19 protein-coding genes, 1 tRNA gene and 2 pseudogenes are annotated in these 22,297 nt (G+C 63.1%); 10 read left to right on the forward strand and 12 right to left on the reverse strand.

What is annotated here, in order from left to right; all coding sequences use genetic code 11:
* The 3 genes and pseudogenes from KY379_RS25545 to KY379_RS25550 form a co-directional block, all read left to right on the forward strand.
* A pseudogene (locus KY379_RS25545) lies at positions 1-618 on the forward strand (hypothetical protein); the annotation flags it as partial.
* Positions 619-844: 226 nt separating this feature from the next.
* Positions 845-1,447 (forward strand): DUF6708 domain-containing protein, encoded by a 603-nt coding sequence (locus KY379_RS27305; RefSeq protein WP_314733529.1) that lies wholly within the window; start codon positions 845-847, stop codon positions 1,445-1,447.
* 56 nt (positions 1,448-1,503) lie between these two features.
* Positions 1,504-1,761 carry a PAAR domain-containing protein gene (locus KY379_RS25550; protein WP_133328419.1) on the forward strand — a complete coding sequence of 86 codons (258 nt, stop codon included), beginning with the start codon at positions 1,504-1,506 and terminating at the stop codon, positions 1,759-1,761.
* Positions 1,762-1,820: 59 nt separating this feature from the next.
* On the opposite strand, the gene KY379_RS25555 is transcribed toward KY379_RS25550, so the two are convergent.
* Positions 1,821-2,975 (reverse strand): MFS transporter, encoded by a 1,155-nt coding sequence (locus KY379_RS25555; protein WP_314733528.1) that lies wholly within the window; start codon positions 2,973-2,975, stop codon positions 1,821-1,823.
* A 227-nt stretch (positions 2,976-3,202) separates the two neighbouring features.
* Between KY379_RS25555 and KY379_RS25560 the strand changes: the two genes are divergently transcribed.
* On the forward strand, positions 3,203-4,351 hold the full coding sequence (locus tag KY379_RS25560) for a M14-type cytosolic carboxypeptidase (RefSeq protein ID WP_261242019.1): 1,149 nt from the start codon (positions 3,203-3,205) through the stop codon (positions 4,349-4,351).
* Positions 4,352-4,438: 87 nt separating this feature from the next.
* Here the strand turns inward: KY379_RS25560 and KY379_RS25565 are convergent, their stop codons facing one another.
* The 8 genes and pseudogenes from KY379_RS25565 to KY379_RS25600 form a co-directional block, all read right to left on the reverse strand.
* On the reverse strand, positions 4,439-5,410 hold the full coding sequence (locus tag KY379_RS25565; RefSeq protein WP_261242027.1) for a spore coat protein U domain-containing protein: 972 nt from the start codon (positions 5,408-5,410) through the stop codon (positions 4,439-4,441).
* Positions 5,407-7,706, reverse strand: a pseudogene (locus tag KY379_RS25570) (fimbria/pilus outer membrane usher protein). The gene KY379_RS25565 and the pseudogene KY379_RS25570 overlap by 4 nt, the downstream one beginning before the upstream one ends.
* A 105-nt stretch (positions 7,707-7,811) precedes the next feature.
* Positions 7,812-8,588, reverse strand: coding sequence for a molecular chaperone (locus KY379_RS25575; RefSeq protein WP_133328425.1), 777 nt, complete (start codon positions 8,586-8,588; stop codon positions 7,812-7,814).
* A gap of 38 nt (positions 8,589-8,626) precedes the next feature.
* The gene (locus tag KY379_RS25580; protein ID WP_133328427.1) at positions 8,627-9,130 is read right to left on the reverse strand and encodes a spore coat U domain-containing protein; all 504 of its coding nucleotides are present in this window, start codon (positions 9,128-9,130) and stop codon (positions 8,627-8,629) included.
* A 3-nt stretch (positions 9,131-9,133) separates the two neighbouring features.
* On the reverse strand, positions 9,134-9,667 hold the full coding sequence (locus tag KY379_RS25585; protein WP_133328429.1) for a spore coat U domain-containing protein: 534 nt from the start codon (positions 9,665-9,667) through the stop codon (positions 9,134-9,136).
* 20 nt (positions 9,668-9,687) lie between these two features.
* Entirely contained in the window at positions 9,688-10,224 is a 537-nt protein-coding gene (locus tag KY379_RS25590; protein WP_261242017.1) for a spore coat U domain-containing protein, read from the reverse strand.
* A gap of 29 nt (positions 10,225-10,253) precedes the next feature.
* Positions 10,254-10,784 carry a spore coat U domain-containing protein gene (locus KY379_RS25595; protein WP_133328908.1) on the reverse strand — a complete coding sequence of 177 codons (531 nt, stop codon included), beginning with the start codon at positions 10,782-10,784 and terminating at the stop codon, positions 10,254-10,256.
* A gap of 85 nt (positions 10,785-10,869) precedes the next feature.
* Positions 10,870-11,046 carry a hypothetical protein gene (locus KY379_RS25600; protein ID WP_165976067.1) on the reverse strand — a complete coding sequence of 59 codons (177 nt, stop codon included), beginning with the start codon at positions 11,044-11,046 and terminating at the stop codon, positions 10,870-10,872.
* A 2-nt stretch (positions 11,047-11,048) separates the two neighbouring features.
* Here KY379_RS25600 and KY379_RS25605 point away from each other — a divergent pair, with 2 nt between their 5' ends.
* The 3 genes from KY379_RS25605 to KY379_RS25615 are packed head-to-tail and all read left to right on the forward strand — an operon-like array spanning position 11,049 to position 16,170.
* On the forward strand, positions 11,049-13,298 hold the full coding sequence (locus KY379_RS25605) for an ATP-binding protein (protein WP_261242013.1): 2,250 nt from the start codon (positions 11,049-11,051) through the stop codon (positions 13,296-13,298).
* A gap of 15 nt (positions 13,299-13,313) precedes the next feature.
* Positions 13,314-13,775, forward strand: a complete 462-nt coding sequence (locus tag KY379_RS25610; RefSeq protein WP_261242012.1) for a response regulator — start codon at positions 13,314-13,316, stop codon at positions 13,773-13,775.
* Between the two features lie 13 nt (positions 13,776-13,788).
* Positions 13,789-16,170, forward strand: coding sequence for a hybrid sensor histidine kinase/response regulator (locus KY379_RS25615; protein WP_261242022.1), 2,382 nt, complete (start codon positions 13,789-13,791; stop codon positions 16,168-16,170).
* Between the two features lie 139 nt (positions 16,171-16,309).
* On the opposite strand, the gene KY379_RS25620 is transcribed toward KY379_RS25615, so the two are convergent.
* Positions 16,310-16,384: transfer RNA gene (locus KY379_RS25620), tRNA-Gln, on the reverse strand.
* A 260-nt stretch (positions 16,385-16,644) separates the two neighbouring features.
* Between KY379_RS25620 and KY379_RS25625 the strand changes: the two genes are divergently transcribed.
* On the forward strand, positions 16,645-16,887 hold the full coding sequence (locus KY379_RS25625) for a DUF465 domain-containing protein (protein ID WP_133328437.1): 243 nt from the start codon (positions 16,645-16,647) through the stop codon (positions 16,885-16,887).
* Positions 16,888-16,992: 105 nt separating this feature from the next.
* Positions 16,993-18,078, forward strand: coding sequence for a cell division protein ZapE (gene zapE, locus KY379_RS25630; protein ID WP_261242011.1), 1,086 nt, complete (start codon positions 16,993-16,995; stop codon positions 18,076-18,078).
* Between the two features lie 82 nt (positions 18,079-18,160).
* Here the strand turns inward: zapE and KY379_RS25635 are convergent, their stop codons facing one another.
* The gene (locus KY379_RS25635; protein ID WP_261242005.1) at positions 18,161-20,050 is read right to left on the reverse strand and encodes a propionyl-CoA synthetase; all 1,890 of its coding nucleotides are present in this window, start codon (positions 20,048-20,050) and stop codon (positions 18,161-18,163) included.
* Positions 20,051-20,229: 179 nt separating this feature from the next.
* On the opposite strand from KY379_RS25635, the gene KY379_RS25640 reads away from it, so the two are divergent.
* Entirely contained in the window at positions 20,230-21,096 is an 867-nt protein-coding gene (locus tag KY379_RS25640) for a LysR family transcriptional regulator (protein WP_133328443.1), read from the forward strand.
* Here the strand turns inward: KY379_RS25640 and KY379_RS25645 are convergent.
* Positions 21,070-22,215, reverse strand: a complete 1,146-nt coding sequence (locus KY379_RS25645) for an HPP family protein (protein ID WP_261242003.1) — start codon at positions 22,213-22,215, stop codon at positions 21,070-21,072. The two genes, KY379_RS25640 and KY379_RS25645, sit on opposite strands and share 27 nt — an antisense overlap.
* Positions 22,216-22,297: the final 82 nt, after the last annotated feature.

The raw sequence follows: 22,297 nt of genomic DNA on the forward strand, positions 1-22,297 counted from the left end.
ACGCACAACCATGATGTCATCGCCTCCTTTATCAACATCAATACTGCGCTTTACCGGAAAGCCTGGATCGCCATCGCAAACGACCCCTGGTCCCGCGATGTGCTCGACCGCTACCGGGACGGTATCGCCAATCAGCGACCCGACTTCATCGACCGATTCGTCGAGCTAGACCTGGAGGTCGCCCGCAACGACCCTGGCAGCGTCGGCATCGCCATGACCGAAAGCGACCTCGGCCTAGGCGACGTTCTGGAGTATGGGGCTGCCTATCCCGGCAAGTTCACCAGCGCCCATGGCTTTTATTCGCGCATGAGCCGCCTGCCGGCAACACGCAACTTCGTGCGCACAAAGGTTCTGGAGGAGGACCTGCCCAACGGTGTTCTGGCCCTGACCGTCCCCGACCCGGTCGGCCTGGTGATGGAAGCCAACGTACAGCGCACTACGTGGGTTCGGCGCATGCAGGAATGGCGTGCAGAGCCCCAGCGGCACTTCGAATATTTCACCTCCCAGGCATTGCTGGGCATCCGTGAACTGAACGAAGCCAGGGCAGCGGCCCAGGCTGTGGTGGATACCGCCCAGGAAGCAGAAAACAGGGAGAAATGGCCGACAAAAATGATGTGAATGGGTACTCACGCATCACTTTAAAAGAAGACAAGATCCGATTAATGCGAGGCGACAAACAATGACTAAACCGCTATTGAATCCTCCGTGTACAGGATGGAGAGAAGACCTCCCTTCCCCTCACGCCTTACCGGATTCAGAGACTTTGCTGGGCAGAAAAACGCCCAACCATCTGGACTCAACTTATTTTGAGCTACCGCGAACGACCATTTCGCTCCGCGGAATAATGTCTGCCCTAATAGCCCTGGCAAGCCCAATACTTTTATTCAACACATACAGCATCATATTCGAATTTAACGCCCTAGGTCCCAAATTTATCCCGTTGAATATTTTTGAATTAGGACTAATTGTTTGGGTCGTCACCTTCGGAATTCGAATCGACATTGCCCCACCCAGAGACTCACCCATTCGATTCAACCGGGCTCGCCAAAAAATTTACGCCTACAACTTCAAATACCAGTGGTGGAATCCCTTTGGAAAATGGAGGGTCTCCCCGGTCAGCTACGACTGGTCGCAGGTCCGTGCGGAGCGATGGTCACACATAGGAGCTGTCTCCGGAGGCCTCATCTTCAAATGGGGCGTGGAACTCTCAATCGTCGAACCGGGAACAAACGATGTAATCGACAGATTCAATCTCAGCACAATGGATGCGGACGTAACCACTTGGGCCTACATCTGCACTTACATGCAAGAAGGCCCAGATGCCCTCCCTCCGCCTGGCCCACCAAAAGATCATAACGATGTCCTTTGGTGCGAATCCGCACTACGTCTCGCCCCAAAGGTTTCCTGGCCACCGGATATGGACCTGGAGTCCCGCACCGCGCCCTAGCTATCACCACCCCTACCAGATCCCTTACCCCCATCACATCCCTCAAAGGAAAAGCCATGAGCCCCATCGTTCTGGTCGGCCACCGCCACCTCTGCCCGCTCCACGGAGAAGGCGTCGTCATCTCCGGCGCCAGCTCTGCCTTCGTCAATGGCAACGCCATCGCCCGTGTCGGCGACCAAACCAGCTGCGGAGCCATTATCGAGACCGGTGCCCAGCACATGCTGATCGAAGGCAGTCCCGCCGCACGCCAAGGTGATACCACTAGCCACGGCGGCACTCTGGTCGAAGGCGATTCGAGCTGGTTGATCGAGTAATCATACGCCTCAGGCAGTCCGTAAACCGTTAAAATGGCGCGACACGAACTTATATAATTTCATCGAGCAGACAGGGTCATGCGATCCAATAATAAGAGACCAAAGACACTGGTCATGACCAAGACCATCATAATATTCAAGGGCAGCATCGCTTGAAACATACTCACCAAGCTGCTCACCGCCCCCCCAATCGCCAAAATGATGGTGGTAGCCAGCGAAGCAGCAGCACCCACTATCTCGGGATAACGGCTCAGGGCATGAGTTGTCGCTGCTGGTCGCAGCACGGTTGTTGCGGTCGTGCAAACGATCATCGGAATCACCACACCAACAACCGAAAGCCCCCCCAAAACGAGCCAACCTCCACCTAGCAATCCCGCTCCTCCGATCAGCACCAAACCTATCTTGATCTGCAATTGAGACGCGACCCTATGATTGATCTGCCTGGCGACCCAGCCCCCAATGATGAAAGAGAAGCCATAGCCCACGAACACCCAGGAAAACGCCCAGCTAGATAATCCGAGACGCTCCATCAACAGGATCGGCGAGACGACGATAAAGCTGAAATGGCAGGCAAAGCCCAACGCATTGATCCACGAATAGCCGAGAAACGGCAGATCTCTGCCAAGAACTCCGTAACTATGAAAACACCTTGAACCCACGGACCCTGCCGGCCGCTCTTCTAGCAGCAGCATTGCCAGCATGCCTACGAAAATGGCGATCACAATGAATACCCAGAAGCTTGCTCGCCAACCCAGATACTGCTGCAACAAACTACCTGCAAGCGGTGAAAACGAGATGAATAAGCCACTGACGCTCGAGAGTAGAATCCGCATCGAGTTCCGCTCCCGACCGCAGTACGTATCCTCTACAAGTGCTTGGCTCAGCACAAAGCAACCACACCCCAGCGCCTGTATTATCCGAAAGCCCATGAAGACCGTGTAGTTGGGCGCGACGATGCATCCTGCGCTGCCAATCACAGCGACAGCCAGTCCAGCCAACAGCAATCGCTTACGTCCCATCCAGTCTGACAGAGGGCCGATCACCGTCTGGGCCAAAGCCACAGCGATGACGAACATGCTTACAGAATACGAAACCTGCCGCACTTCGACGCCATACTCACTCGCCAGTGCATGAAAGGAAGGCAGAATGACGTCTAAAGGGAACACGCCAAGAAGGCTCATCAACAGCAATAAGAGAATGTGGAATCGTTTCACGCCAGGTCCATTTTATTTTCGCGGCTTCCATCACTCCCATAATAAATAAGCTCTCAATCATTCAAAGCGCAGAAAGAGAGGGAAACTTCCTAGACTTTTGTGGGAATAATCCTTCCACACCACCCTTTTTTTCACTGCCAACTGTTCGAGCAAAGCCTGAGCCCCCACAACCCATCCACCCGGTGTAAAGTACCCCCACAACAAAGCCCCCCAAGGAGCCACAGCCAATGACCGCGACGCTGTCCCCCCTGCAGATCGACTGCGACTTCGATGCCGGCAACATCCAGGTCGTAGACGCCAGCAATCCGTCCCAGGTAGACCTGGCCATCCGCCCGGACACCCACAGCGGCCACTTCCAGTGGTTCCACTTCAAGGTCAGCGGCCTCATCCCCGGCCAGGTCCACCGCTTCAGCCTCGGCAATGCCTCCGAGTCGTCCTACAAAAACGCCTGGACCGGTTACCACGCCGTGGCCTCCTACGATCAGCAGACCTGGTTCCGCGTGCCCAGCCAGTTCGATGGCAAGGCCCTGTCGTTCGAACTCGAGGCTGCACAGGAGCAGGCCTGGTTCGCCTACTTCGAGCCTTATCCCCGCGCCCGCCACAACCAACTGATCGAGCGAGCCCAGCAGATTCCCGGCGTCGAACTGCTCGCCCACGGGCGCAGCGTGCAGGGCCGGGATATTCCGTTGCTGCGTGCAGGCGACGGTGCTCAAGGCAAGCGCAAACTGTGGTTCATTGCCCAGCAGCACCCCGGCGAACACATGGCCGAGTGGTTCATGGAGGGCGTCATCGACCGCCTGCAAGCCAACGATGCGGTGATTCAGCAGTTGCTGGCCAAGGCCGACCTGTACCTGATTCCCAACATGAACCCCGACGGCGCCTTCCTCGGTCACCTGCGCACCAACTTCAAGGGCAAGGACTTGAACCGGGCGTGGCAGGACGCCAGCGTCGAGCTGAGCCCGGAGGTGTTCTTCGCCCAGGCGCAGATGAAGCAGTACGGGGTGGATGCCTTCATCGATGTGCATGGCGATGAGGAAATCCCCCATGTGTTCACTGCCGCCTGCGAAGGCAACCCTGGGTATACGCCGCGCCTGGCAAAACTCGAAGAGCAGTTTCGCAGCACCCTGTGCAGCCTTACCCCAGACTTCCAGACCGTGCACGGCTACACCCGCGACCAGCCCGGTCAGGCCAACCTGACCCTGGCCTGCAATGCGGTTGGCCAAACTTACGACTGCCTGTCGCTCACCCTGGAGATGCCGTTCAAGGACCACGACGACGCACCGAATGCGCTCACCGGGTGGTCGGGGGCGCGCTCCAAGGCCCTGGCGGGTGCGGTGTTGGAGACGTTGGCGAAAATGGTCGCGGATTTGCGCTGAACCGGAAGGGCCTCCTCGCGGGCAAGCCCGCCCACAGGGGATGCGCCAGACTCCAGGATCTGAGCAAGACAGTTGCCTGGGTGCCCTTCAGAACTGCACGTCCAGAATCACGCTGTCGGTATAGCTGCCTGCCGGCGGCGTGGCCTGATCGGTATAGATCTTCGCGTTGTAGTTGAACACCTGGCTGCCCGTTCCCGTGCCGACGCCAGGATTCACATCGGCATCGCTGCTCGAACGCCGGGCACTGCTCACCGAGCCCCAGCGCACGGTCCCGGCACTCTTGAAGATGTCATAGGCCAGGTAGTTGTTGGCAGCGGATTTCATCCGCCGACGCCCACCGGAGACGTTCTGGCCGTCGTCGAGCCCGACCGTGTAGCTGCTGCCCTTGGTGCACGACAGGCTGATGCTCTGGTTCACTGTGCCGAAACCTGCCACCACCGGCGCACTGGCGAAATTGATGTTGGGCGTGGTGATCTGGCAGTCGTTGCTGACGGTGAGTGACACGCTGAGGGTCTGGCTGCCCGAGCCGATATCGCGCCCCAGGCAAATACTGCCGATGCCGATGCCCGAACAGTAATTCCAGCTCCAGGCCACCGTCAGGGTCTCGCGGTACACGCCGGCGGCCACATTGCTGCCGATCTGCGTCCGCATATACAGCGGCACCGCCTTGGGCGTAGAGCCGTTGAGCAGCCCCAACAGGTCGAGAATGCCGTTACGGGCGAAGTCGAAGGCCACGCCGCGAGTGATCGGGTAGCTGGTACTGTTGTCAGCATAAAGGGTGTAGTTGATGACATCGCCGCTGGGCCCGACCAGACCGCCGGACGCTGGTGTGATGGTGGCGTAGAAGTGGTCAGTGGACGTGAGCAGGCTGAGCAGCGATCCGGTGCATTGCAGCCCGGAATTGAGGCTCGAGGCGCTCTGCACGGTAGTGCGCACCAGGGTCGAGTTGACGGTGCCGAAAGAGGCCGGCGAAGTGGCCACCGACGAACACAGCGCCCAGGCGGGGCTCGCCAGGGCCAACAAGCCCACCGCCAGCATGCCGCGCTGCCAGCTGTTCATCGACATGGCAGCGGGCCGATCAGGGGTATCGAGCCTTCCTCGTGCGGCAGATCGAACTCGACCGAACACCGGCCAGCGTCGACAACCTCCACCTGCAGCCGATTATGCGGCGACAGATTTTCCAGATAGACCAGGCCATCCCAGCCCACCACCGCCTGGCCGCCGCTTTCTTCGTGGAGTACCTTGCTGCCCAGCTTGAGCGGCTCACCCTGGCCATCGACCAGTTCGATACTGGCCGCCAGCACCCGGTGCAGCGGAAACTCGAGCAAGTAGCCGCTACCTCGCCGCACGGCCACGCGCTGCTCCACCTGGGGCGCCAGCACGTCCGGCGGCAGGTCCATCGGGTCGATCTGGTACTTGCCGCGATAGTAGCCGCTGCTGTACGGCACCAGCAGGTGACCCTTGGCGTCGGTGCGACCGACAACCTGGTTCTCGTAGCTGACCGGCACATCGCCGTAGCCGTTGGTGCTGACCACCACGAAAGCATCGTCGATGCGATTGGCGGCGAACACCCCGGCATCCATCCACACCAGCGAGCCACTGGCATCGGCCCAGCGGGTCATCTCGCCGCTGCTGCCGTAGACACCGGCCTGCAACTGCACCGATTGCAGGCGCCAGGTGACATCGGCCTGGCGATAGGCGTCCCGCGCGCCACCCGTGGCATAGCCCAGGTTGTAGCCCACGCCACCGCCAACCGGAACCGCACGGCTGTAGTTGACCCGCTGCAAGTCCTCACCGTCCTTGCTGCGCTCCGCGCTCACGGCCAGCGTGCCACCATTGAAGTCGAACGGGATCACCAGTTGCGCCTGCACCGCCCAGGCGCTGTCGCCGACCTCGCGGTTGGCCGACAGGTACAAGCTGCTCGCCCCCCACAGGGGTTTGCTCCAGCTGAGGTTGATCAGGCGGGTGCGCGAGCCGTCGCCGGCACGGACGTCGAAGTAACCCGCACCGACGCTACCGTAGCGGTCGAGGTTCAGGCTCAGGGTCACTTGTTCGCTGCTCTCGCTCAATTGCAGATCCGGAGTATCGACCCGCGACAGGTCGGCGTAGTCGCCATGGCGTTGCAGGCGCTGGTAGCTGAAGCCGATGCGCTGGCTGTTGTACTGATAGCCCAAGGCGGTCTGATGGCCCTTCTCGCCATCGAACCGGCTCTGCGCCAGGGCAGCGTTGAGCACGCCGAAGTTGCCCAGGCGCAGGGTGCCGCCAAGGCCACCGAGCAGCATCGATTCGGCGGTTTCCAGGTGACTCTCGAGGGTGAAGGCGTCGCTCAGGCCATAGCGCAGACTGCCCGAGGCCACGCCAGGCCCATAGCCGAAATCACGCACGCCATAGTCGCGGCGCAGGCTACCGGCCGCCACCGAGAAATCCGACAGGCCCTTCTGCAGCAAGCTGCTGGTGACGTAGAACGGCAGCGTGGTGGACACTTGCCGGCCCAGTGCATCGGTGGTGACCACCACCGCCTCGCCGGCCCCGTTGATGAACGGCACGTTGGTCAGGGTGTAGGGGCCCGGTTGCAGCTCGGTGGTGCTGGACTTGTAGCCATTGATGAACAGGTCGAGGGAGGTCGGTACGGCCGCCTCACCGGCAAAGGCCGGCAACGGGTAGGTGACCAGGTCGGGACGGGCGGCGAAGTCGCGCGACAGCTGCAAGCCGCCGACCCGTACCGAACTGGTCCAAGGCAAGGCACCGGTGACGAAATCGCCGGCCTCGTAGGTCAGCAGACGCTGCTCGTCGGTGTACTGCCAGGTGCTGTCGTAGCGCAGGAAGCCTTCTCGGGTGTCGGCATCCGGGGCACCGTTGAACGACTGACGCCACTGCCCGGTGGTGGAGAAGGTGCCCCAACCGTCGAACACCCGCAGTTCGTTCCAGGCCGCCAGATAAGTGCCGCCGTCGTCGGTGTCGTTGAGGTAGGCATCGTAGTTGAACAAGGCACCGAAGCTGCTCCGGGCTTCGCTGGCCGGGTACAGACTGCGGTTACCCACTTGCTGGTCCGGCAACAGGCAGGCGGCACCTGCAGAAGCAGACGCTGGTTCTGGCTGTCGTAGTCGCTGTGCAGGCCGGCCACCTCATCCAGCGCCACCTCGCCCTGCGGGTTGCCTGGCAGCGTTACACCCGCCGCGCGCAGCACATCGCTGGCCACGTACAAATGCCCGGCACGCTGCTGTACCGCTACCAGCTCAGCCCTGGGCATCTGATTGACCAGCAGATCGAGGTACAGCGTGGCATCGGTCACCACCGCAGCCTCGGTGGGAGGCGGCGGCAGATCGTCGGCCACCCCCAGGTTCGGCCCGCACAGGACCAACCCCAGACTCCAGAGGCGGGCAGTCGATGGCAGACATTTCACGCACGGCTTCCAACCATGGTCGGGTCCTCCCTGGGCCCTACTGCTTCGTCGTCAGTCCTATCGCCCTTGCACGATGGCCTCGGCGCTGTCCTGGCCGTTGACTCGGCCTTTGAGCACACTGGCTGCATTGGCCGCGGCGGGCGCTGGCCAGCGCATGCTGGCGCCGGGCAGCACATAGCCGAGCAGCCCCTCGACCAGGGGCTTGGACTGGCCGCCCTGCTGCATCACCACATCGGTCAGGCGAGCGTGCACGGGGCCGGTGTTGCGCAATTCCACATAGGGCTTGCCCTGCACCATCACCGGACGCCAGCTCAGTTGCGGCTGACCGACGCCCTCGGCGCTGCGCCGACCTTGCGGATCGGGCTTGCCCCACAGGCCTTCGCCATACACGAACAACGGCACCGAATAGCGCATCTGCAGACGAATCGCCGCCGCCGTGCCCTTCTCCGCGGCATCGGCCGGCAAGGCCGAAGGAATCTCGTCGATGATGATGCGATAGGCCTTCTCCTGGCCTGCGGGCGAGCTGCCGGTACGGGTCAGGCGGATCAGTTGCTTCTGCCCCGGTGCGATGTTGGCCACCGGGGGACTGCCGATGATCTCGCGCTGGGCCTGGAACTGTTCCTGGTAGTCACCCTGGCGCCAGGCGAACACCCTCACCTGCAGACTGGCCGGCGCCGTTCCACGGTTTTCCAGCCACAGCGCACCGGCCTTCTGGTCGGCTTCGAGCACAGGATCGATCGGCCAGATCAGCACCGAGGTGGCAGCCTGCAGCGGCAAGCTCGCCAGCAGCAGCAAACCGAACAATCCGCACTTCCCTTTGACGCCTGCGCGCATAGCGCTCTCCTTGTTTCGTACTTGTCGATGCCAAACGATCACCAGGTCACCGTCACCTGGACGGCATCGGTGTAGGTCCCTGCCGGCAACGTGCCGGGCAGTTGGGTACGGGCGTACACCGGCAGCTTGATCGCAGCGGCGTCGGTGTAGGTGAGCGCCACACTCTGGCCGATCCCCAGGCTCTGGCTGTAGGCGGCGTCCCGATACAACTGGTAGGCGAGCAACTGCGTACCGCCACTGCGCTTGAGGTTGCGCGTGCCGCTGGCGCTGTTCTGGCCGCCGTCCAGGCTCATGGACAAGGCCACGCCGGGGGTGCACTGGAAGGTCACCGTGGTGCCTCCCAGCGAGGTGCTCAGCGTGCTGGTGGCCAAGGCCGACTGGGTGCCGAAGTCGAGACTGCCGTAGCGGGTCACGCCGCCCACTACCAGGCACCCGGCAACCACCTGAGCGGTTACCTGGAACGTGCTGGTGGTCGCCGCAGGCAATGGCGCGGCCAGCAGCAGCGCGCCCCCTGCAAGGCAAAACGACAGGCTTCGGCGCATGGCTCAGAAGGTCAACTCGACCGCCACCGTGTCGGTGTACACCCCGGCCGGCAGACCCGCCTTGCCGAGCGCCTGGCCATACAGGTTGACGGTCTGCGCCACGCCGGTGCTGGTCGGCAGGGTGATGGTGCCATCGATGGCCAGCAACTGGGTGCGCCCGGCATCGGTGTAGAAGTCATAGGGCACGAAGTTGCCGGCGCCGTCGGCCAGCGCTCGCGTGCCCCCGGTCGACTGGCCATCGTGGGCGCCGGCGCGCACGCGGATCGACGGCACGGTGCCTGCAGAACAGAGGATGCTCATGGCACCGCCACCGGGGCCCAGTACCTGTGCGTTGGCGCTACCGAACAAAGCATCCTGGGTGCCGAAGTCCAGGGCACCGAAGTTCAACCCGGAAGTGCCGGCGCTGCCGTTGACCTGGCAGGCCGACGTCAGCGTCAGGGTCGAGTCGATGGTTCCGGTCACGGTGGCCCCGTGGGCCTGCGAGGCCAGTGCCAGACCGAGGCCGGCGAGTAGGCAACGGGTCATGTGGTTGGGCATGTGTCAGTCTCCTTGTGTCGCTACCAGTCCAGGGTCACCCTCAACGTGTCACGGTAAAGCCCGGCGGGTAGCGAGCGCGGTTGTGCCACCACTACGCCGTAGATGGGAATCGGGATCTGCCGAGTGCTGTTGATGGTGAAGGCTCGTGCCTGGCCGATGCCGTAGCGGCTGTTACCGCCTGGATCGACCGCCAGTTGATAGGGGATCATTTCGCGGCCATTGCTCAGGCGCCGCACGCCATCGCTGCCGTTAAGGTCGCCATTGATGCGTACGTTGAACGCCCGTACCTCAGGCGTGCAGCTGATTTGCAAGCGGCCATCGCCGCCGGCTTCATCGACTCGCGTGCGCAGCGGCTGTTCCCAGCTCGGTCCACGCTCGCCGAAGTCCATCAGCCCGGGGTTGGCCAAGGTCGCCGGTTGCTCGCTGTCGCTATCGATCTGGCACGCTGCACTGATCACCAGTCGAGCCTGAATGAAACCGGTACTGGTGCCATGCGCCCCCGCGCTCGGTACCAACAGCGGTCCCAGGGACAGCAGCAGGATCGTGGTGCGGTTCATGGCGACACATCCTTGTGCATGGCGGCCTCCTACCAGGTGACCGTGACTTTGAGCAGGTCGGCATACAGGCCTGCCCGGGGGACCCAGGCCAAGCGGTCGATTCGGGCATACAACGGAAGCTCCACCGAGCCGCTGTCAGGCACCCGCGCCGACTGCGCGACGTCGACGGGCAAGGGCTGTCGCCACGCCGCATCGCGGTACAGGCGGTAAGGGATGGGCCGTGCCTGGCCATCGCCGCTGCTCAGAAAACGCAGCTCGCCGACGCCACCATGCTGGCCACCGTCGACCCGCACCTGATAGGCGGTACCGGGGTTGCACTCCAGGCGCGGCGGGCGCTGGGCGAGCAGCACGCCACTGAGCGGCGCACCCGGGCCGTCCAGGCGCGCAGCGCTGCCCAGGTCAATTCGACCCAGGGCCTGCGCGCCGGCGTCGCGCTGCTGAGTGACCAACACGCAGCCGCGCTGCACCTGCACCCGCACTTCCACCAGAAAGTCCGCGGCCATGGCGACGTTGCTGCCGGCCAGCAGGCCTATCAGAATGGCCAACGAGCGTTCGAGCACTGCACTATCCTTTTCGGCATCCATGGGTTGAACGTAGCAACCCGGCCTCGATACGCCAGCGCTCTTTGGTGTTAACGCCAAAGACCTAGTCCAGCGACAGGTACTGGAGAAATTTCACGAATGGGTCGAACCCCTCGCGATCCTGCGCCTCCAATGGCCATAGGCCGGCAAAGCCTTCGACATTCTGGTACGGTGCATGACGTTCACCGACCTGTACCAGGCGCAGGGACTTCGCCCGGACAGCCAAAACGGAGTGTTTCATCAATGACTGCAGACAACGCCTTGGCCGCGGCCGTGGAACGCTGTGCCCAGGAACCGATCCAGATCCCTGGCAGCATCCAGCCCCAGGGCTTCCTGCTGGTGCTGGACGAACAAGACCTGCGCATACTCCAGGCCAGCGAGAACGTCGAGCGTTGGCTCGGCATCTCGGCCAGCGACCTGGTCGACCAGCGCTTCGACGACCTGGTCAGCGAAGGCTTCGACCTGCGTGCCAAGCTCGGGCTGCTGCCCGAGGACGAGGTATTCCCGTTCCATATCGGCGACGTCCACCTGCGCCAGGGCGCCCCCTACACCGAGTCCCTGCGTCTGTTGGCGCATCGCCACGACCAGGTGCTGATCGCCGAGTTCGAGCCGTCTCGTCTTGGCTCCGAGCTGACCGAGCAAGGTGACTACTACCCACTGGTGCGCGGCTTCGTCAGCAGCCTGCACCATGCCGAGACCCTTGAACAACTGCTGCAGCAATCGGTCGAGCAGATCAGGCGCATCACCGGCTTCGGTCGGGTCAAGGCCTATCGCTTCGATGCCGAAGGCAACGGCCAGGTGCTCGCGGAAGTGGCCGACGCTGGCTACCCGCGCTACCTCGGCCTGCACTTCCCGGCCTCGGACATCCCGAGACAGGCCCGCGAGCTGTACCGGATCAACCGCATCCGGGTCATCGAAGACGCCAACTACCAGCCGTCGCCCTTGGTCCCCGGCAACAACCCGCGTACGGGCAAACCGTTAAACATGAGCTTCGCCGCCCTGCGCAGCGTCTCGCCGGTGCACCTGCAATACATGCGCAACATGGGCACATTGGCGTCGATGTCGTTGTCGATCATGGTCGATGGCGAACTGTGGGGGTTGATTTCGTGCCACCATGACACCCCGCGCCCGGTGGATTTCCGCACGCGTACCGCCTGTGAACTACTGGCCAGCGTGCTGTCCCTGCAGATCGAGTCGCGTGAGTCGCACGCTTACACGCGCAAGCTGCTCGATCTGCGTCGGCACATCGTGCAGATGATTTCCTCGATGGCCGACCACGACAGTGTCAGCGAAGGCCTGCGCGCCTTGCCCGACGTTCTGCTGGCATTCACCGGTGCCACTGGCGCGGCGCTGATTTCCGCCGAGCGATGCGACCTGATCGGGCAGACGCCTTCGGCTGCCCAGGTCAATGCCTTGGTGCATTGGCTGGCCGAGCGAGGCGACGACAGTATCTTCCAGACCGACAACGTGGGCCGCGATATCGAGCCCCTTCCGGAACTGGCCGAGTGCATCGGCGGCGTGCTGGCCGTGCCCATTTCCAAGATCCATTCCCACTATCTGTTGTGGTTCCGCCCCGAGCAGGTGCGCACGGTGGACTGGGCCGGCCGCCCCGACAAGGAAATCGGCCCGCAAGGCATGCTCAACCCTCGGCACAGCTTCGACCATTGGCAGGAGCAGATCAGCGGCTATTGCATGCCATGGGACCCCCTGATCATCGAAGGCGTGGCCGAATTGCGCAATGCCGTGCTCGGCATCGTCCTGCGCAAAGCCGAGGAAATGGCGCAACTTGCCGGCGAACTGCGCCGATCGAATAAGGAACTCGAGGCGTTTTCCTACAGCGTGTCCCATGACCTGCGCGCGCCGCTCAGGCACATCGCCGGCTACACCGAGCTGTTGAGCGAAATCGAGGGCAAGGGCTTGAGCGAGCGTGGCTTGCGTTTTCTCCAGCACATCGAAGAAGCTGCGCATTTCGCCGGCACCCTGGTGGACAACCTGCTCAACTTCTCGCAGATGGGGCGCTCGGCCCTGCGCCTGTCGGACGTCGACCTCAACGCCTTGGTCGAGTCCATCCGCAACGAACTCGCCCCCGACTACCAAGGCCGCAAGATCGTCTGGGAGATCGAGCCGTTGCCCAAGGTGATCGCTGACCCGGCATTCATCAACCTGGCGCTGCAGAACCTCATCGGCAACGCCATCAAATACACCCGAAGCCGGGAAGTCGCACGCATCCACATCGGCGCCGTGGAGCATGCGCAGGAAATCGAAGTGTGCATCCGCGATAATGGTGTCGGCTTCGACATGGCCTACGTCAACAAACTATTCGGAGTGTTCCAGCGCCTGCATCGCATGGAAGACTTCGAAGGCACCGGCATCGGCCTGGCCAGCGTACGACGTATCATCGAACGTCACGATGGCCGGGTCTGGGCCGAGGGCCAGCTCGACCAGGGTGCCAGCTTCCATTTCACCCTACCCCGTTCCGCACCGTCTATCTGAGGCATCCGTAACATCATGCTCAAACCCATCCTGCTGGTCGAAGACAACCCCAGGGACCTTGAACTGACACTGTTGGCCCTGGAACGCAGCCAGTTGGCCAATGAAGTCATCGTCCTGCGCGACGGTGCCGACGCCCTTGACTACCTGCTGCGCCGCAATGCTTATGCCGATCGCGATGATGGCAACCCGGCGGTACTGCTGCTTGACCTCAAGCTGCCCAAGGTCGATGGCCTGGAGGTGCTCAAGGAAGTGCGTGCCACGCCAGAGCTGCGCAGCATTCCAACGGTGATGCTGACGTCCTCGCGCGAGGAACCCGATTTGCTGCGCGCCTATGAACTGGGCGTCAATGCCTACGTGGTCAAGCCGGTGGAGTTCAAGGAGTTCGTCGCAGCCATTTCCGATCTCGGCATCTTCTGGGCGGTGCTCAACGAGCCACCGCCCGGTTCGTTGCGCCTGAGCCGTCGTGGCAGTCACTGAGGCCAACGCGAAGATGCTGCCAAACCCGCTAAAACTGCTGATGGTCGAGGATAGCTCGCTGGATGCCGAGTTGACCCTCATGCGCCTGGAGCGCAGCGGCCTGCAGTTGCAGTCGCAACTGGTGTTCGACCACATCGGCGTCGAGCATGCCCTGCGTGAGGCCAGCTTCGACCTGATCCTCTGCGATTGCGTGCTGCCGGGGTCTTCCGGCACCGAGGTGCTGGCCATCGCCCAACGCATGGCGCCGGATGTGCCGTTCATCTTCCTCTCGGGCATCTATGGCGAAGAGCACGCGGTGGAGATGATCCGCCTGGGTGCCACCGATTACCTGCTCAAGAAGAACCTGCCCCTGCTGCCCAAGGCCGTGCGCCGGGCCCTGACCGAGGTCCAGGAACGCCAGCGCCGGCGTCGCGCCGAGGAGGCCCTGGCCGACGTCGAGGCGCGCGCCCGCATCGCCATCGATGCCGCCGGTATGGGCACCTGGGACCTGCGACCGCAAGAGGGCCTGCTGCTCTGGGACGACCGCTGCAAGACCCTGTTCGGTCTGCCGGTGGACACCGAAATGAGCCTGGAAGTGTTTTATGACGGGATTTACGACGAAGACCGAGAGCGGGTGCGCGAAGCCGTGCACCAGGCCATGCGCCCAGACAGCGATGGCCGCTACTCGGTCGAGTTTCGCATCCAGCCCCAGGGCCGTGAGCCCCATTGGCTGCTGAGCAGCGGTCAATGCCAGTTCGTCGATGACCAATGCGTGCGCTTTTCCGGCGTGCTGCAGGACATCCACGCCCAGCGCATGGCCACCCAGGCGCTCAAACAGCTCAACGAGATGCTTGGCGAGCGGGTCGAGCGCCGTACCCGCGAGCGCGATCGTGCCTGGGAACTGTCCCAGGACTTGCTGGCCGTGCTTAACAAGGACCTCACCCCCGTCGCCCTGAACCCGGCTTGGGAAGCCAGCCTGGGTTTCTCCCGTGAACGGCTGAGCCAAGCATCACTGCTGCAATTGCTGCCGGACGCCGACCAGGAAGCGCTGCTCACCGAGCTCGCCGCCCTCACCCATGGCCGCACCAGCGCCCGCTTCGTCGGCCGCATCAAGCATGCCAGCGGCCAACTGCGCTGGCTGTCGTGGGCGGTGGTACCGGAAGATACCCTGCTCTATGTGGTCGCCCGCGACATCACCAGCGAGCGAGAAAACGCCCTGGACTTGGCCGAGGCCAACAGCCGCCTGCGCGAGCAGATCACCGAACGCGAGCGTATCGAAGCCGCACTGCAACAGATGCAACGTCTGGAAGCTGTCGGCCAGCTCACCGCTGGCGTGGCCCACGACTTCAACAACCTGCTGACAGTGATCCTCACCGGTGCCAGTTTTCTCGAACGCGATCTGACCCGCGGCGATGTCGACAAGGCGCGTAGCCGCCTGACGCATATCCGCGAAGCCGGCGAGCGTGGCGCCAAGCTCACCTCACAGCTGCTGTCCTTCTCCCGCCGCCAACGCCTGGAGCCGGTGCCGTTGCACCTCAACCGCACCTTGGCAGGTCTCGAGGAACTGCTCAGCCGCACCCTGGGCGGCAACATCTCGGTACGCCTGGATCTGGACCCCAACCTCTGGCAGGCCCTGACCGACCCGACCCAGACCGAGATGATCATTCTCAACCTGGCGATCAACGCCCGCGATGCCATGCCCGATGGCGGCCAACTCACCCTCTCGACACACAACACCCGCATCGACGCGCCCCCTCAGCGCCCGGAGGATCCAGAGCCGGGCGACTACGTGATGCTGAGCATCCGTGACACCGGTTGTGGCATGAGCGAAGAAGTGGTCGCGAAAGTATTCGAACCCTTCTTCACCACCAAGGACATCGGCAAGGGTTCCGGCCTTGGACTGGCGCAGGTGTTCGGCTTCGCCAAGCAATCGGGCGGCGGCGTGCGCATCGATACCGCGCCAGGGCGCGGAACCCTGGTGGCGGTGTATCTACCGGCCGTCAAGCAGCCGACGGCCTGCGAAGCGCCGACCCCGGTCGCCATGCAGTCGCTGGCCGACAGCGGCACCGACCGCACTGTGCTGCTGGTGGACGATGACCATCTGGTGCGGGACATGCTCGATGACGTACTGCGCCAGTTCGGTTATGAAGTCCGCCAGGCCCACAGCGGCGAGCAAGCGTTGGCGCTGTTGGACGATGGCATCGACCTGCTGCTGACCGACTTCGCCATGCCTGAATTCAACGGCGCGCAACTGGCCATGGCGGCCCGCCTGCGCTACCCGCGCCTGCCGGTGGCATTCCTGACCGGATATGCGGAGTTGCAGGGCCTGGAACTGCCGGACAGCGTGGTCATCCAGAAGCCGGTGCAGGCCCAGGAGTTGGCCCGGGTGCTGAACGAGCTGTTGCGCGTCCATTAGCCCTTTCACGGCAGATGCCCGTGGGCGCGGAACCCCTGCGCCCACGGGCATTTCTGCTGCCCATTACCTGAAAAAATGACGGAAACGACCAATCCCAGCGCATGCCTGCACTGAGAAGAAAAAATCAGAATAGAGAAAATGGCAGGGGCGGCTGGATTCGAACCAACGCATGGCAGGATCAAAACCTGCTGCCTTACCGCTTGGCGACGCCCCTGTATCGGATGCAGCGAAAGCTGCTCTGACAATTCCACATGACTGACAGCGTGTGGTTGCTGTCGTGGAATGCGCGGCACTTTAACAACATTAATTCGATCTGTGAAGCCCCGATGCAAAAAAAGATTCAATAAAACAGCGAGTTAGTGGTCTGTACCTCTATCGGGGGCAACCACCTGTCGTTTTTCCCCGGTAATGCTTCAACTCAATCGCGTTCGCCCATTCCAATCAGATAACCCTGTGCATGCAAGGAGGAACCCCATGCCTGTCTCTCACGACCTCTACCAAGATTTGCACTACCCTCGCGAGATCGTCCAGCAACGTCGCCAGAATGATCCGACCCTGGACCGACTGTTGGACGAATACGTGGATATCGACAATCAGGTGCTGGCAGCGGAAGCCATCTCCGCAGGCAATTTCGTGGATGAGGACTTGCGCCACCTCAAGGAGCGCCGCCTCGCGATCAAGTTCATGATCGAGCGTCAACTCGAGCGCAAGGCCTGACCTATCTGTTCTGGCGATCATCGCCGGGCATTTTTTCTATTGGTCAAAACGCGCATCCTCGGGCAAGCTGCGCGCTGCCCTGCCATCGCCCGAGGAGGCTACGTCTTGTCCGCCTGGATTCCCAACCCGTTGCGCAAGCGGGTCCAGCGCTCGCGCTCCCATTCATCCACGCACAGTGAACTGCTGGCCTGGTTCGAGGCCAAGGCCACCGAGCGCGGCTACCAGCTCAGCGATGGCCAACGTACGGTGATCGACTGCATGGCCGAACAACTGGCTCACCTGGGCGACGGTCAGCCGCGCAGCCTGTACCTGTATGGCGCCGTGGGCCGGGGCAAGAGCTGGTTGCTCGATGGTTTCTTCCAGGCCGTACCGGTCCAGGCCAAGCGCCGCCTGCACTTCCATGATTTCTTCGCCCGCCTGCACCAGGGTATGCACCGCCACCGCGCCCTGGACGATGCCTTGGCCACCACGTTGAACGAACTGCTGGGCGATTGCCAGGTGTTGTGCTTCGACGAATTCCATGTGCACGACATCGGCGATGCCATGCTGCTGACGCGCCTGTTCAACGCCTTGTTCGCCCGCGGCATCTTCCTCTTGGTCACCTCCAACTACGCACCCGAGGGACTGCTGCCCAATCCGCTGTACCACGAGCGCTTCCTACCGGTGATCCGCCTGATCAACGATCGCATGCAGGTGCTGGAAGTCGGCGGTGACACCGACTTTCGCAGCCTGCCGGCCAACCGCGCGCATCAGCGCTTCACCCAAGGTCACTATGCATGGCCGGGCGACGCCGCGCAGCGCCAGGCGCTGCAGGTGCCAAACCCACAGCCGGTCATCCTCGAAATCAACCAGCGCGGCCTGCGGGCCCTGGCGTGCGAGGGCCGACGGGTGATGTTCGCCTTCGCAGACCTGTGCGAGCAGCCTACAGCGGTGATCGACTACCTGGCACTGGCCGGGCAGTACGACCAATGGATCATCGATGGCTTGGACGATCTTTCCGAGTGTTCGTTGGCGGCGCAGCAACGCTTCGTCAACCTGGTGGACGTGCTCTACGACCAGGACCGTCAGTTGACCGTGATCGGCCGGCGTCCGTTGGAAGAAAGCCTGGGGGGCGCGATTGCCGACCTGATGCGCACGCGCAGCCGGTTGGGGCAGTTGCATCAGGTGGGGCCGGAAAGCCCCGTCGCCTGATCCGGCCTCTTCGCTCCCACAGATACAGCGAGATTCCTGTGGGAGCGGGTTCACCCGCGAAAGGACCAGCGAGGTATACGAATCACCCCACCCTGGGCAAGTCCGCCAGCACCGCCTCGATTTCCCCCAGTACCGCTGGGTCATCCAGAGTCGACGGCGGCGTGTAGGCCTGCCCGTCGGCGATCTTGCGCAACACCGCGCGCAGGATCTTGCCCGAGCGCGTCTTGGGCAGCCGCTTGACCACGCGGACCCGATTGAAGCAGGCCAGCGCGCCGATTGCCTCGCGTACTCTGCCCACCAACTCCACCCGCAACTGCGATTCGGCAATCCCCTCGCCGTCTTTGAGCACCACCAGGGCCAGCGGCACCTGCCCCTTGATGTCGTCGTGCACACCGATCACCGCGCACTCGGCCACTGCCGGATGACATGCCACCAGGTCTTCCATTTCACCGGTCGACAAGCGATGCCCGGACACGTTGATCACGTCATCGGTGCGCCCCATGATGTAGACGAAACCTTCATCGTCCAGGTAGCCCCCATCGCCGGTGTGGTAGTACCCCGGATAGGTCTGCAGATAGGCCTGCAGGTAGCGCTCATGATCGCCCCACAAGGTCTGGCTGCAGCCCGGTGGCAATGGCAGCGCGATCACGATCGAACCTTGGTGATTGGGCCCGAGCAGATGACCCTCGTCGTCCAGCACCTGCACGTGATAACCCGGTACCGCACGATTGCTCGACCCCGGACGCGCCTCGCTGCCGGCCAGGCCTACGCAGGGCGCGGTCACTGGCCAGCCGGTTTCGGTCTGCCACCAGTGGTCGTGCACCGGCTTGCCACTCACCTGCTCCAGCCACGCGTGCGTGCTGGAATCGAGCTTCTCGCCGGCCAGGAACAATTGGCGCAACGAGCTCAGGTCGTGGCGCTGCAGCAATTCGCCGTCGGGGTCTTCCTTGCGGATCGCGCGCATGGCGGTTGGGGCACAGAACAGGGCATTGACCCGGTACTGCTCGACCACCCGCCAATAGGCCCCCGCATCCGGCGTGCGGATCGGTTTGCCTTCGTAGAACACCGTGGTGCAGCCGCTCATCAACGGCCCATAGACGATCAACGAGTGGCCGACCACCCAGCCTACGTCGGAAATGCCCCACCACACATCGCCGGCCTGCATGCCATAGATGTGCTGCATGGCGTAGCGCAGCGCCACCGCATTACCGCCGTTCTCACGCACGATGCCCTTGGGTTTGCCGGTGGTGCCGGAGGTGTACATGATATACAGCGGATCGCCCGCCTCGAGCGCCACCGGCTCCACCGGCTCGACGCCAGCCAGCGATTGCTGCCAGTCCAGGTCGCGACCGGGCTGCAATGTCGCGGCAACCTGCGGCCGCTGCAGCACCAACACATGACGCGGTTGGTGACGGGCCAGTTGCACGGCGCGGTCGACCAACGGCTTGTATTCGATCACCCGGTCGAACTCCAACCCGCAGGAGGCGGTGAGCAACAGGGTCGGGCGGGCATCGTCGATGCGCAACGCCAGCTCGTTGGCGGCAAAGCCGCCGAACACCACCGAATGCACAGCGCCGATCCGCGCGCAGGCGAGCATGGCCATGGCCGCCTCGGGCACCATCGGCATGTAGATGATCACCCCATCGCCCTTGCCTACCCCTAGCTTGCGCAGCAGCCCGGCCAGGCGCGCCACCTCGTCGTGCAATTGTCGGTAGGTGAAGGTGCGTTGCGTGGCGGTCACAGGGGAGTCGTAGACCAACGCCAGCTGATCGCCGCGACCCTGTTCGATCTGATGGTCCAGAGCCAGGTAGCAACTGTTCAAGGTGCCGTCGGCGAACCAACGATGGGTGCCGTCGGGATTGGCTTGCAGGGTCTGGCTGGGCGCGCGGTACCAGGCCAGTCGGGCGGCTTGTTCGGCCCAGAAGGCAGCAGGGTCGGCGATGGATTGGGCGTAGCTGTGCTGATAGGTCATGGTGACGAAAACCCGGTACTTGTTGTTATTGAAGGGCGAAACCTGAGTATGGACCCCAGCGCCAGCGCCGCCATGGGACTAAAGTCACAACCGACCTGCAGATTTGCATGGACGCCGAAATGCCCCATAACAGTGCAAAGGTTCTAGAATAGCCGCCCCTCCCAGCCACAGAGCAGCTCATGGACATCGATCAGGCTCGAACCTTTCTGGAAATCGTGCGCTGCGGCAGCCTGGTCGCCGCCGCCGAACGCCTGTTCGTGTCGCAGACGGCGATCTCCGCGCGGGTCCAGCGCCTGGAGCGACAACTGGGCTGCCAGCTGTTCGTGCGCAGCCGCAGCGGTGCCAGCCTGACCAGCGATGGCGAGGCCTTCGTCAGCTATGCCAACCAGCTGGTGCAGACCTGGGAGGCCGCCCGGCGCGATCTGCCGCTGCCTACCGGTTGCCAACAACTGCTGCACATCGGGGGTGAGGTCAGCCTTGGCAATCCGATGATGCTCGACTGGGTCAGCGCCCTGCACCAGGCCTTGCCCAGCCATGCCATCCGCAGCGAGGTCAGCGATGGCGAGTCGTTGTTGCGCAAGGTGGAAATGGGCCTGCTCGACGCTGTGCTGGTCTATCAGCCGACCTACGGCCCCGGCCTGCAGGTGGAGCAGTTGATGGAAGAGAAGCTGATCCGCGTGCGCCGGGTCGACCGCCCCGAACCCTATATCTACATCGACTGGGGCGAAGCCTTCCGCCGTCAGCACGACGCCGCCCTGCCGGAGTGCGCGCGCCCGGCACTGAGCTTCAACCTCGGCCCCCTGGCCCTGCAGTTCATTCTCGACCAGGGCGGCAGCGGTTACTTCCGCACGCGAGTGGTCCAGGCCTACCTGGACAGCGGCCTGTTCGAGCGGGTGCCACAGGCCCCGGAGTTCACCTATCCGACGTTCCTGGTCTATCCGCGCGAGCGCGATAGCGAAGCCTTGCAGCAGGCAATCGCGGTGCTGCGCCGACTGGTATCGGCTGGCACCAGCGACTGGTCACAGCGATGGGATCCGTTGATCTGATGCTGGCTCGGAAACACGGAGCAGTTGGCGCTTGAGTCCGGCGATCAGATCGGTCTGGGTGATCACCCCCACCAGCTGATCGCCGTCGAGCACCGGCAGGCAATGCAGTCCCTGCTCGCCCAGCAGCGGCAGCAGGCGCTCCAGCGGATGCTGACTGCTGACGCTGATCACGTGCCGGGTCATCACCTCGGCCATGCGCACCTTGCTGCGCCGCAACAGCCCGCGGCGCCGGCGCATGGCCGGCCCGACCAGGTCGCTGAGGCTGACCATGCCGACCAGTTGGCCCTGCTGCAGCACCGGCAGGGTTTTCAGGTGGTGGCTGTCGAGCATTTTCCAGGCCTGTTCCAAGGTGGTGTCGGGCGAGGCGAACTGCACGTCGCGAGACATTACCAAGGCTGCCGTGATACCGCCCAGACTGCGCTGCAGGGCATGTTGCTCGGTGGCCAGGATAATGCGCTCCAGTTCGTCGCGAGTGACATCGACGAACTCACCGATCTCCTCGAGGGCAAAGTCCAGGTCAGCGGCGGTGACACCCACCCGTTCGCTAGGCAAAGAATCGCGGGTATGGTGCAGATCCTTGCGCGGCGCGGCGCCCTTGGGATAACGCACGCCGGTGAGCCGGTTGTAGACCACCGCCACGGCGACCAGGATGAACGCGTTGAGCAGCACCGGTTCGACCAGGTGATCGCCCAGCGCGGTGAGCCCCGGATCGGCCAGCACCGCTCCGACCGCAACGGCTCCCCCCGGCGGGTGCAGGCACCGCAACAGGCACATCACCAGGATGGCGACGCCCAGCGCTGCGGCGGCGACCCACAATCCTGGGCCGAAGCCCGCGCGCATGGCCAGCCCAACCAGACAGGCCAGTCCATAGCTGCCGAGTACTGGCCACGGCTGGGCCAGCGGTCCGGAGTGCACGGCAAACACCAGCACCGCCGAAGCCGCCAGCGGGCCCAGCAGGTGTAGAGCGATAGCGGGCCCGTAAGCCAGGCTGGTCAACCAGCCGGCCAGGAACAGCCCAAGCGATGCGCCGATACCGGCACGTATCCATTGTTTAGGGGTGATCGTGAGGGGCGCCGGCAACAATCGCTGCAGACGACTTTCGAAACGCGAGGCAGGCATTGGAATATTCGTACTACGTCGTTTTTCTGTTCTAAAAAGAAAGCCCAGCCGAGCCGGCCTGGGCCTTGCATTGCCGTGGCAA

The organism is Pseudomonas sp. HD6422 (assembly GCF_025377065.1).
GTDB lineage: Bacteria > Pseudomonadota > Gammaproteobacteria > Pseudomonadales > Pseudomonadaceae > Aquipseudomonas > Aquipseudomonas putida_U.